12 protein-coding genes are annotated in these 11,520 nt (G+C 39.0%); 2 read left to right on the top strand and 10 right to left on the bottom strand.

The genetic code is table 11. The features are described 5' to 3' along the window. Nucleotides 1-2: 2 nt before the first annotated feature. From I6J02_RS15300 to I6J02_RS15285, 4 genes are all read right to left on the bottom strand, one after another. On the bottom strand, nt 3-2,459 hold the full coding sequence (locus tag I6J02_RS15300; RefSeq protein WP_201678710.1) for a glycoside hydrolase family 31 protein: 2,457 nt from the start codon (nt 2,457-2,459) through the stop codon (nt 3-5). Nucleotides 2,460-2,584: 125 nt separating this feature from the next. Further along, a complete protein-coding gene (locus I6J02_RS15295; protein ID WP_201678709.1) occupies nt 2,585-3,505 on the bottom strand; it encodes a YARHG domain-containing protein in 921 nt (306 codons plus the stop codon). 53 nt (nt 3,506-3,558) lie between these two features. Then, entirely contained in the window at nt 3,559-4,200 is a 642-nt protein-coding gene (locus I6J02_RS15290; RefSeq protein WP_201678708.1) for a DUF2306 domain-containing protein, read from the bottom strand. A 51-nt stretch (nt 4,201-4,251) separates the two neighbouring features. Beyond that, on the bottom strand, nt 4,252-5,499 hold the full coding sequence (locus tag I6J02_RS15285) for an ABC transporter permease (protein WP_201678707.1): 1,248 nt from the start codon (nt 5,497-5,499) through the stop codon (nt 4,252-4,254). 182 nt (nt 5,500-5,681) lie between these two features. Here I6J02_RS15285 and queA point away from each other — a divergent pair, with 182 nt between their 5' ends. Continuing rightward, on the top strand, nt 5,682-6,731 hold the full coding sequence (queA, locus tag I6J02_RS15280; protein ID WP_003001878.1) for a tRNA preQ1(34) S-adenosylmethionine ribosyltransferase-isomerase QueA: 1,050 nt from the start codon (nt 5,682-5,684) through the stop codon (nt 6,729-6,731). Between the two features lie 86 nt (nt 6,732-6,817). Beyond that, a complete protein-coding gene (locus tag I6J02_RS15275) occupies nt 6,818-7,525 on the top strand; it encodes a 2-C-methyl-D-erythritol 4-phosphate cytidylyltransferase (RefSeq protein WP_201678706.1) in 708 nt (235 codons plus the stop codon). On the opposite strand, the gene I6J02_RS15270 is transcribed toward I6J02_RS15275, so the two are convergent. From I6J02_RS15270 to I6J02_RS15245, 6 genes are all read right to left on the bottom strand, one after another. Further along, the gene (locus I6J02_RS15270; RefSeq protein ID WP_003001870.1) at nt 7,522-7,674 is read right to left on the bottom strand and encodes a lmo0937 family membrane protein; all 153 of its coding nucleotides are present in this window, start codon (nt 7,672-7,674) and stop codon (nt 7,522-7,524) included. The two genes, I6J02_RS15275 and I6J02_RS15270, sit on opposite strands and share 4 nt — an antisense overlap. A gap of 100 nt (nt 7,675-7,774) precedes the next feature. Beyond that, a complete protein-coding gene (locus I6J02_RS15265) occupies nt 7,775-8,539 on the bottom strand; it encodes an MBL fold metallo-hydrolase (protein ID WP_201678705.1) in 765 nt (254 codons plus the stop codon). Further along, entirely contained in the window at nt 8,536-8,808 is a 273-nt protein-coding gene (locus I6J02_RS15260; RefSeq protein ID WP_201678704.1) for a hypothetical protein, read from the bottom strand. The genes I6J02_RS15265 and I6J02_RS15260 overlap by 4 nt, the downstream gene beginning before the upstream one ends. A gap of 71 nt (nt 8,809-8,879) precedes the next feature. Then, nucleotides 8,880-9,878 carry a glycosyltransferase gene (locus I6J02_RS15255; protein ID WP_201678703.1) on the bottom strand — a complete coding sequence of 333 codons (999 nt, stop codon included), beginning with the start codon at nt 9,876-9,878 and terminating at the stop codon, nt 8,880-8,882. 4 nt (nt 9,879-9,882) lie between these two features. Next, entirely contained in the window at nt 9,883-10,833 is a 951-nt protein-coding gene (locus I6J02_RS15250) for a glycosyltransferase family 2 protein (protein WP_115169145.1), read from the bottom strand. A gap of 34 nt (nt 10,834-10,867) precedes the next feature. After that, on the bottom strand, nt 10,868-11,518 hold the full coding sequence (locus I6J02_RS15245) for a DUF4199 domain-containing protein (RefSeq protein ID WP_201678702.1): 651 nt from the start codon (nt 11,516-11,518) through the stop codon (nt 10,868-10,870). Between the last annotated feature and the right edge of the window lie 2 nt (nt 11,519-11,520).

The raw sequence follows: 11,520 nt of genomic DNA, 5'->3' as shown, positions 1-11,520 counted from the left end.
CATTATTGAATAATCAATTTTCTAAATTCTTTTTCAACTATTACAAAAAGACGGTTTTCACTGTCCCTTTGTATTTTGATCTCCAGTCCATCCTGAATAACTGATACGGGCTCCTGAGGTAATCCTATTAAATAGATGTGAAAATCATCGAACCGTTCAGAGTGTAATCCTTCTACATGTTGTGTAATGGTCAGCAAAGATTGTGTGCCGTCAACTATAAAATGCTTTTCAGAATAAATATTCTGCTCATAAGCGAAAGTATCACCATGATCCGCATAGATATAAGAATCTTCTTCTCCTGCTGTATAATAGACATTCAGTTGAAGGTGTTCGAGTTTTTTCTCTCCTGTATACTGCATCACAGGATATTCGGGGATCACACTTCCTGCTTTGATAAATACGGGCATTTCATCAAGCGGAGTATCAATATTATACTCCTGTCCTCCTGCAAATCCAGTGTTATCAAAATAATAGTACCAGTTTCCTTCCGGCAGATAGACGATTTTTTCTTTCTGACCGGGATGGAGAACCGGAGAAACCAGAATCTTATCCCCAAAAGCAAATTCCTCCTGACGTTGCAGATTTTTAGGAATATGCTGTTCCAGCATCGATACCGGTCTCAGTATTGGAAGACCATACTTATGCTGTTCCCAAAACACGGAATATATATAAGGCAATAACTTATATCTTAATTCAATAAATTTCTTATTGATCTTTTCCCAGTCTTCACCGAAACTCCAAGGCTCACGGTCGCGCGTATCACCGGCAGAGTGTACCCTCATAAAAGGAGAGAACACACCAAACTGCATCCAGCGGGTATACAGTTCGCCATCAGGCTCTCCTGTAAATCCACCGATATCTGTTCCGCAAAAAGAAAGTCCCGATACGGACAGACGCTGCAATTGCAGTGTTCCTATCTTAAGATGTTCCCAGGTTGCGATATTATCTCCGGTCCATACAGATGAATACCGCTGTGTACCTGAGTACGCCGCACGTGTAATCGTGAACGGGCGTTTGTTCTGATAAAGTTTTTTGAGTCCGTCATATGTTGCACGAACCATTTGCATTCCATAGATATTATGAGCTTTACGATGTGATCCGCGATGTCCCTCATAATAATGACGTACATCATCCGGGAATGTACCTCTTCCGAATACTGCAGGCTCATTCATATCGTTCCAGAATCCGGCCACTCCGTCCTCTACCAGACCTTTATAAAGTCCTCCCCACCACTCGCGTACACTTGGATTTGTAAAATCAGGAAACTGACAACGTCCCGGCCATACAAAACCTTCCATAAAATAGTCATCCCCTCTGCGGCAGAAGTATTTTTTCTCTTGTCCCTCTTTAAATACCCAATAGCTATCATCCACCTTGATACCCGGATCAATCATCACAACAGTCTTAAAACCATTAGAAGCCAGATCTGAAATCATTTTCTTCGGATTTGGAAAGTAATGTTTATTCCAGGTAAAACAACGGTAACCATCCATATAATCTATATCAAGATAGATTGCATCACACGGAATATTTCGTTGTCTGAATTGCTTTGCAACTTCTCTCACCATATTTTCAGGATAATAGCTCCATCTGCACTGGTGATAGCCTATTGCCCAAAGTGGTGGCATATAATGTGTACCGGTAATACTATGATACCGCTTTACGACATCCATCATATGAGGACCATGGATATAATAATACTGCAGTTCACCACCCTCAGACCAGAAACTGGTTCTTTCCTGATGTTCGGCTGCAAAATCAAAATATGTCTTGAATGTATTGTCGAAGAAAATACCATATGCATCCCCATCATTCACACCGATATAAAACGGAATCGTTTTATATAAAGGATCCTGATTAAAAGCATAAGAGTACGTGTCCGAATTCCAGTTTTGTATCCGTCTGCCACGCAGATTAAGGTTTGTAGCCTTATCTCCTGCTCCGAAAAATACCTCCTGATCAAAGGCATGTTTGGTACAGTAGACATAGTACCCTCCAAAATCTGCATTCTCTTCCCAGTGCATGGAAGAATAATCCGCATTAACGATTTTACTGTTGTGATCTTCAAAAGAAATCAAAAAGTCTTTCTTCTGAATCTTACAACGGACCATATTTGTCTTGACGCAGTAAAAATTTTCATCTTCTTCAATATCGAAAAGCGCTGAGTGCTGATTGATATCTGAGATTGCGTATGAAAAGTCTTCCAGAAAAGATCCTTTTGGTGCCAGTCTGACACGAATGATCTCATCACTGACAACTTTTATCTCCACTTTTGCACTACCATCTGTAAAGACGTATCCGTCTTTCTGCTTCACATAAGATGTAGCTGCTCCCAGATATTTTTTTTCAATATGCGGTAAATCCAATACCGGATTATTAACATGATGAACATTTTCGTCCAGCGATGTTTCTGTGGCGGGACTTACCTCCAGTTCTTGTGGTATTTGATCTTCTTCCATGTATATGACAAACTATTATTAAAAATTGCTGTAAAAAAAATGCTGTTATTAAGATACGAGTAATTTCCTTAATAACAGCTACATTAACAATAAAATAATTTAACTCTGCATAATTGCTTCAGTCTTTACCGACCGAAGCTATCGTAGTTATCTTCTGCATATTTTTCAAACTTTTTCAACATCTGGATATTATCCTTTTCCAAAGATGACAGTTGAGAAGAGACATCATTCGAAACAGGAACATACCATTCTACAGGGTCAAAAAACTGACGTACACCTACTTTTGTAAATGCATACCCATGTCTGGCAAATATCGTATTGCGGATAATTTCCAGATCTAATTTTTTGAGATTTTTCAATTTAGCTTCCGTTAGCTTTTCTTTGGAGGCATTGATCTTATATACGACTGGTGAAGCTGCTCTATATAAAGTAGTCACATAGGAATAGGTGGTATCTCCGTCTAATTCCGTAATCTTCTCTTGTTTTGAATTACGCCAATCCACCAACTCCATCTCGTCAGGAAGCATCAGATTAGGGTTGTATGCAAATTGCTTTTTGAGCAACTTAAAGTTTCTCTTTTTTACTTTCACCGAATTATCAAATGCTTTCCAGCTTCCGATCAGGGTATCCCCTTTTACTTTAAATTCAAATCTTCCGTCAGATTTGTTATCTCCAGGCTCATCCAGTATAAAAGAAATATTTCCTCCATTATCTTCTATTTTCCCTATTACCGGACGCATATTACCTCTTACTATATTCTGTCCGAGTACAGTATCCGCTGTGATACGCTTAATAGTCAGGTTAATTTTAGGCAGATTATCCAATGATCGCAATAACTCTTCATCCCCGGCTATCTGTGCAAATACATCATCATCGATCACAAAATCTCCAACCCAATTGCCATACAATTCTTTGTGTATTTCTTCTGCCATCTTCACACTATCTTTACTTAATGATGAAGAAGTATCATTCTGGTTCTTTTTCTTGTCCTTACAGGATGCCATGACCAGCAATCCTACACAAGCGATCAACATTATTCTTTTCATAATTATATAGATTGAATTCATTTTTATTCAGGCAATGTGTGCTACCTGATATTTCATAATTTGTTAAATTTTCTGTAAATAAACCACTCCATTATCAACAAGTTTGGCACCCAGCCCAACCAGGCGATAATCTGATAGACATCCATGGGATTGGGTTGAAAAAAATACACAATCACTACTTTCCAGTACCGCAATGTCAATGCTGAACAGGTAAGCGCAAAACTCCTGTACATAAATTTCTGATGACTGCGGACATTCCCCTTTCTAATAGTCAGTACAGCCATTAAGGTAAAGTAAAACCATAACAGTCCTAACAAAACAAATGCCACCTGTGCAGTAATCCCTCCGTTCGCATGCAAACCGATTAATATTCCGGAAGGAGCCGCCAGAAGTAAAATAATACTAACATACAGGTACCCCACAATCCTGTGAATCCTCGGGTAACGTAATAAAAAACGGGAATTGAATTGTGTGAAACCTGCAGGAAGGGCCAAAATAGCAGAACATACATGCGTATAAAAGATATACTTATACCAGGAAACATGCTGAATTTCGGTTTGTTTGATTTGCAAAAAAGCAGCATCAAGTTCAAAAAAACGATATCTCCAGGTAATTTCTGCCATCAGATAGCAGCTATAACCAAATATGAATAGCCAAAACAACTGGATCGTCAGATTTTTATAGGATGTTTCCACGTCCTAAAAATAAGATTTTATCCAATTAAAAATGAATCCGGAAATTATTTATTATTTACTTCGGATTGCCTCCACTGGATCCATATTGGCCGCCATAAACGCTGGAATCATACCTGATATCAATCCGATAAATGTGGAAAGAAAACAGGTAATAATAACCATCTTGAGACTCACCAGCACAGCAAAACCTGTTGCTAATTTAACCACAAATGCAATTCCATAAACCATGACAAGCCCCACAGCTCCACCAATAAGACAGAGTAAAATGGATTCGAAAAGGAACTGTGTAAGGATAAAATATTTTTTTGCTCCGAGCGCTTTTTGGATTCCAATCAGGTTGGTGCGCTCTTTGACACTTACAAACATGATATTGGCAATACCAAAACCTCCTACAAGGATTGAAAATATACCGATACAAAATCCAGCCAGATTGATTACGGTAAACATCTGATCCAGTTGAGCCGTGATCAGGGTTGTTTTATTAAGTGAAAAATCGTCTTCGCGTTGAGGAGCAATACGACGAATAGAGCGCATCAGTCCTTTCAACTCGCTTTCTCCTTCGTCCAGTGTGTAGGTTGGCTTGACTGTAATGACAATACTGGGATTATACTGCTCATAATTGGCCAGATTACGTCCCAGACTGAAAGGTATAAATGCAATATCGTCAGAGGAAGTATTGATCAGCATTCCGCTTCCTTCCTTTTTCAAAACACCTACCACAGTCAACTTACGTCCTAACAGAGAGATCTTCTGTCCCAACGCATTTCCGGAAGGAAACAATCCTTCGGCAATGGTTGCACCAAGCACCACGACCATCGAACCCACATTAGATTCTGTTTCTGTAAAATAGCGTCCTTCAATTATTTCAGCACTCTGTGTCTGATAATATTCATGTGTTGCAGCATTTACCGTAATATTAGTTGCACTGTTACTTTTGAATTTAGCTACGCTGTTACCGATATTAAAAACATAAGCAATATGTTCTGCGGTAGTCATTCTGCTCTTGAGCGCCAGATAATCATTATATTTCGGCTCCGGGCGATTGATATATTTCCACCAGGGAAAATCAGGACCTCCGTCCCATGGCCATTTGTCAACATATAATGTGCTGCTTCCTATTTTCCGAACGGATTCTTCAAGATTATTGCGAAGAGTATCTACGGCTGAAAAAACACCTATAATCGTCATAATACCTATAGTTACCCCCAGAAGGGATAAAAATGTCCGCGTCTTATTATCTTTAAGAGCGGAAATTGCAAAACCAAAACTTTCTTTAAGAAGTCTGAAAACGGTTATCATGTATGGCGTTAAAATCTATTCCGTAAATATAAACGAATAATTCCTGTAAAGGGGAATAATAATGTTGAAATATAATATTTTTAGTTCAGAAATGCTTAACTTTGTATGCTTTTTTAAATCCTTCTTTAAACGGAGCGGATTTGATGGCAAATCGTTATTTATTAAAATTTCAACAATAAAAAATGAAATTATCTCAATTTAAGTTCAATCTTCCAGAATCTTTGTTAGCATCTGAGCCTTCGGAACAACGTGACGAGGCACGCCTGATGGTACTTCACCGTGATAGCGGAAAAATAGAGCACAAAATTTTTAAAGATGTTTTAGATTATTTTGATGACAAAGATGTCATGATCTTAAACAATACAAAAGTATTCCCTGCTCGTATGTATGGTAACAAAGAGAAAACAGGGGCTACTATAGAGGTATTCTTACTTCGCGAGCTTAATAAGGAGTTGCGCTTATGGGATGTACTGGTAGATCCGGCTCGTAAGATCCGTGTGGGTAACAAATTGTACTTTGGTGATGATGATTTGTTGGTTGCTGAGGTCGTAGATAATACGACATCCAGAGGTCGTACTATCCGATTCCTGTTTGACGGTACAGATGAAGAATTCAGACGTAATATTGAGATTTTAGGAGAAACTCCTCTTCCGAAATACATCAAACGTAAAGCTACACCTGAAGACAAATACAGATACCAGACCATCTATGCAAAGAATGAAGGTGCTGTAGCTGCTCCAACTGCGGGTCTGCACTTTTCCAGAGAACTGATGAAACGTCTTGAATTGAAAGGTGTTGATTTTGCAGAAGTAACATTACACGTAGGTCTTGGTACTTTCCGTACTGTAGAAGTGGAGGATCTGACTAAACACAAAATGGATTCAGAGCAGTTTATTATTACGGAAGAAGCTGCACGTATCGTAAATAAAGGAATTGATAACAAAAGACGTGTATGTGCCGTAGGTACTACTTCTATGCGTGCGATCGAGTCTTCCGTATCAGCGGACAGACACCTGAAAGCTGCTTCTGACTGGACCAGTAAATTTATCTATCCTCCATACGATTTCAGCATTGCGAATTCTATGATCACAAATTTCCATACTCCGGAGTCTACATTATTGGTAATGATAGCTGCATTTGCGGGTTATGAAAATGTAATGAATGCTTATGAAGTAGCTGTAAAAGAAAAATACAGATTCTACAGTTACGGAGATGCGATGCTGATTATCTAATCGCATAAAATAATCTTATTCTGAAGCGCGAACAATATCAAACTGTTGTTCGCGTTTTTTATTTTTGTAGAACAAAGTATAGAAACATGGCTCAGCAATATGTTATAATAGTGGCAGGAGGTACAGGTAGCAGAATGAATCAGCTTTTGCCAAAGCAGTACCTGATTCTGGAGGATAAGCCTGTGCTTATGCATACTATTCAGGCTTTTTATACTTGTAAAAGCAAGCCACATATTGTGCTTGTCATCCATCCTGATATGGAGAGCTTATGGAAAGATCTGTGTCGGGACTACCATTTTGACATTCCTCATGATATTGTATACGGAGGGAGCACACGTTTCCAGAGTGTTCGTAATGGCCTTACTTATATCTGTACCCGTACGACGCAACCTTCCGAACATCTTATTGCCGTACATGATGCGGCACGTCCGCTGATCCATCCGGATATCATCGATCACGCTTATGAACTGGCTGCACTTAAACAGGCAGTAGTTGTAGCTGTAAAAAGTACAAATTCTATACGTCTGGAAAAAGAAAAAGATGGAAAACTGATCAATTCAGCTTATGACCGTGATCAGGTGTGGATGGTTCAAACGCCTCAGACGTTTAATGCGGAGCTACTTTTCAAGGCGTACCAGCAAAAGGAAAATGCTTTATTTACTGATGACGCTTCTGTGGTAGAACAATCAGGCCATCCGGTTACCTTACTGGAAGGACACCATTCAAATTTGAAGATTACCTATCCTGAGGACATCCAGATCGCCAGATTGTATCTTAATAATCTAAGGGGTTAAGCATTTCCTCTAATTATTCTCAATAAAATAACAATGATAGCTATCACCAGTAATGCGTGAATAATACCACCTGTATAATATCCTCCTATAAAGCTAATCGCCCAGATAATAACTAAAATGACCGCGATTAAATACAAAATGTTACCCATAATATTCTCCTTTAATTTTAAAATTTACATAAATAGACGTTTGTAATATTAAAACGCTACGATGTCAAAAAGGTTTGAATATGATGTTAAAAAAATCCTGTTAAAGCTTAATAGAAAGCCCGTCGTAGGCCAATTGAATATGATCAGGGAGTTCTTTGGAAACCTCTTCATGTAGTCCCAGACGATGACTGATATGTGTCAGATAGGTTTGTTTTGCATTTACTTTATTCGCAAATCCAATGGCTTCTTCCAATGTAAAATGAGAGATATGAGGTTCTTTTTGCAGGGCATTGATCACTAAATAATCGACCCCTTTCAATTTTTCAACGGATTCATCTGACACTGTTTTTGCATCCGTAATGTAGGCAAAATTATCTATACGATATCCCAGCACAGGCATTTTGAAGTGCATGACTTCTATCGGAATAATTTCTTTACCATACAAATGAAAGGATTGGCTGCCGTCAATTTCCCGAAGCTCTAATTGCGGAACTCCGGGATATTTGATATCGGAGAAAGCATAGTAGAATTCACGTTTCAGGGCTTCGTGCAGCGCCTGAGTACCGTATATGGGAATAGACTGTTTCTGTTGATAATTAAATGCTCTCACATCATCCAGACCTGCAATATGATCTTTATGAGAGTGTGTCATCAAAATAGCATCGAGATGATTAACCTCTTCTCTCAGCATCTGATATCTGAAATCAGGTCCGGTATCGATTACAATATTATTTCCCTCAAATTCGATCATCACCGAGGAGCGCAACCGTTTATTGTGAGAATCAGCAGACTGACACACCTCACAATGGCACGCAATAACAGGGACACCCTGCGAAGTTCCGGTTCCTAAAAAAGTAATTTTCAAATCGATAATTTTGTTTGCCTGATTGCCTGATAAAGCGTCCGTTGCTTCTCATCTAATACAGCCTCATCTGCCGGAATTTCATGAAGAATCTGGATCAGAGACTGAATTTTGACCTCCAGATTTGAAAATTTGTTGACCACAATAACTTTCGAATGCTGAAGCACACAGGCTCCGGTACGAAAATTACCTTTTTCATAACGCAGTTTAAATCCAAACTCTTTAAACAATGCTTCTATCTTATCTAAACTATTTTGTGTAAAAGGCAGCAAAATGTACTGTTTTAAATGAACAAACCAAGTTAATAACCTTAAAGAAGAATTCAAAACGGAATCCCAACTTTCTATTTACGAACCAGTATGACTTCCCGGATATAGCTGTCAATAAACCCGCTTCCATATGCAATCAATTGAGTAAATGCGGCAATCACACTTAAAAAGGCAACCTGCAGACTTCTGGTGGTATACAAGGCATGAAAAAAGAGAAGCAATGTATACAATCCCAATCCCCAATTGCCGATGGATGTGAGGAATAGAATAAGTCCTAATTTACCTACCAGCACAACATTCAGCAAATTCAGCAACACTAAAACGACTAAACCAACGACGAATAATGCAGGTAAAGCATGTACAGGTTTTAATTCTTTGGGGAATAATTTGTAGATATCTATCCTCCCCTTTCCAAAGAAATTTGTCTGCTTGAAAAATTGCGAAAAGCTGGTTCTTCTTTTATGATAGACGTACGCTTCAGGAATCAGTCCTACCTTGAATCCCTGTTCAATCATACGGATACTGAATTCTATATCTTCTGATCTTCTGGCCAGTTTAAACCCACCTGTACGCACCCATACTTCACGTGAGATGCCCATATTGAAGCTTCTCGGATTGAACTGACCGATGTGCTTTTTATTTCCGCGTATACCTCCGGTTGTAAAAGGACTGGTCATGGAATAACTGATGGCTTTCTGAACCGGGGTAAAAGATTCATGTGCGGCATCGGGTCCGCCAAAAGCATCGAAATGATCCCTTTGCAAACCAATGATCACCTCATGGAGATAATCGGAAGGTACAATAACATCGGAATCAAAAATGATAAAATAATCGCCCCTGGCCCGTTCAAAACCATAATTACGGGCAAACCCTTGCCCCTCATTAGGTTTGAAGTAATAATGTACATCCAGCTTATCCTGATAGCGTTCTACAATAGCTTTCGCATCCTTCTGCGAACCGTCTTCTACAATAATGACTTCAAAATGTTTATAACGCTGCCTTAGCAGCGAGTCGAGCAATTCGTCAATCTCTTGAGGACGATTGTATAAGGGAATGATAATGGAAAAGAACATGAGATTAGATTACCCGGTCTATCTGATATTTATTTCGTTCACTACCATTACGGGATACCAACTCAGCAATAAATCCGGTCAGGAATAACTGTGTACCGATTAAGATAGCGACCAACGATAAAAAGAACAAAGGCTGATCGGTAACATTGCGATACGGAGAATGATTCGCAATACTCATCAGTTTGTCCACGATAAGGTAAAAAGTAATAAAAATACCGATCAGAAAGCTGATCACTCCTATTGAACCAAAGAAGTGCATAGGTCTTTTACCGAATTTACCTACAAAATAGATGGATAACAGATCAAGAAAACCTTTGACAAACCTTCCCGGGCCGAATTTTGTGGTACCGTATTTACGGGGATAATGTTGTACAACCTGCTCCTGTATAGCTGAAAATCCAGCCCATTTTGCCAATACCGGAATGTAACGATGCATTTCACCGTACACTTCGATACTCTTAACAACATCTTTTTTATAAGCCTTTAATCCGCAATTGAAATCATGTAAATTGTCAATACCTGACATTTTACGTGTTACGGCATTAAATAGTTTTGTAGGAACTGTTTTCGTCAGCGGATCATACCGTTTTTGTTTCCACCCGGACACAAGATCTGCATCCTGACGCATAATACGGTCATAAAGTTCCGGAATTTCGTCCGGACTGTCCTGCAGATCGGCATCCATAGTGATGACAACATCACCCTGAGCAGCGGCAAAACCTACATTCAATGCTGCAGATTTACCGTAATTCCTCCGGAACTTCACCCCTATGATATTATCGCTTCCTTCTTTAAGCCGCTCAATCACTTTCCAGGAGCTGTCATTACTCCCGTCATCAACCAGAATAATTTCATATGAAAAATTATTGGCCTGCATAACCCGATCGATCCAGGCGGTAAGCTCTGGCAACGATTCTTCTTCATTAAATAGTGGAACGACTACCGAAATATCCATTTTCTATGCTAAATATCTTAACTTTTTTATCGTATTAGTTGGGATTGTTCTGATCCGGCCATGCACCATAATTTGCATTCGGATCGGTATTAGGGTCTACGTTAGGATGTTGCTGAAAAAAAGGTTTTTCTTTCTTTAAAATAGCAGCCAGAATCAGAGCTAAGACAAAATAGAAGATCATTGTAACACCAATTCCTTTGAAAAATTGCCAGAACGACATTTTTGAAATCTCCGCTTTCTGTTCATCCAGTTTTGCAATAGTTTCGTCTATCTGCGCTTCTGCGGCACCTGATTTCTCCATCATTTCGATCGTCAGGTTACTGGTATTATTGATTACTTCCTCCTGAAGAGTGGGTTCGACAAATTTTGTAAAGGCAAAAGAACCAACTGAAGAAAGAAGAGCAGCAACAGCAAACATAATGAAGATCTTTTTCAAGGCTTCAGAAAATGACCAGTATCCGCCGACACTCTTTCTGATACTCAGTGAAAATAACACCGCTACAACCAGAAAAATTACTAAGTTGAATACTGCAGAAACACCAAATAGTACCAGTAAAGAAGTTGTACTTTTAGAAATGTACATCGTTACAATCCCCAGCACAAGTGCAATAACACCAAGATACAATCCATAGGTTATGCTCTGTTTTTTACTATCTGATTCTTGAAGTGAAAGTTGGTCGGTCATAA

The organism is Sphingobacterium spiritivorum, assembly GCF_016725325.1.
Lineage (GTDB): Bacteria > Bacteroidota > Bacteroidia > Sphingobacteriales > Sphingobacteriaceae > Sphingobacterium.
This window is presented reverse-complemented; position numbering and strand designations above follow the sequence as displayed.

Excerpts from the sequence above, each read along its gene's own strand:
- I6J02_RS15300 (WP_201678710.1), bottom strand. The coding sequence starts at position 2,459 with ATGGAAGAAGATCAAATACCACAAGAACTGGAGGTAAGTCCCGCCACA.
- I6J02_RS15295 (WP_201678709.1), bottom strand. The coding sequence starts at position 3,505 with ATGAAAAGAATAATGTTGATCGCTTGTGTAGGATTGCTGGTCATGGCA.
- I6J02_RS15285 (WP_201678707.1), bottom strand. The coding sequence starts at position 5,499 with ATGATAACCGTTTTCAGACTTCTTAAAGAAAGTTTTGGTTTTGCAATT.
- queA (WP_003001878.1), top strand. The coding sequence starts at position 5,682 with ATGAAATTATCTCAATTTAAGTTCAATCTTCCAGAATCTTTGTTAGCA.
- I6J02_RS15275 (WP_201678706.1), top strand. The coding sequence starts at position 6,818 with ATGGCTCAGCAATATGTTATAATAGTGGCAGGAGGTACAGGTAGCAGA.
- I6J02_RS15270 (WP_003001870.1), bottom strand. The coding sequence starts at position 7,674 with ATGGGTAACATTTTGTATTTAATCGCGGTCATTTTAGTTATTATCTGG.
- I6J02_RS15255 (WP_201678703.1), bottom strand. The coding sequence starts at position 9,878 with ATGTTCTTTTCCATTATCATTCCCTTATACAATCGTCCTCAAGAGATT.
- I6J02_RS15250 (WP_115169145.1), bottom strand. The coding sequence starts at position 10,833 with ATGGATATTTCGGTAGTCGTTCCACTATTTAATGAAGAAGAATCGTTG.
- I6J02_RS15245 (WP_201678702.1), bottom strand. The coding sequence starts at position 11,518 with ATGACCGACCAACTTTCACTTCAAGAATCAGATAGTAAAAAACAGAGC.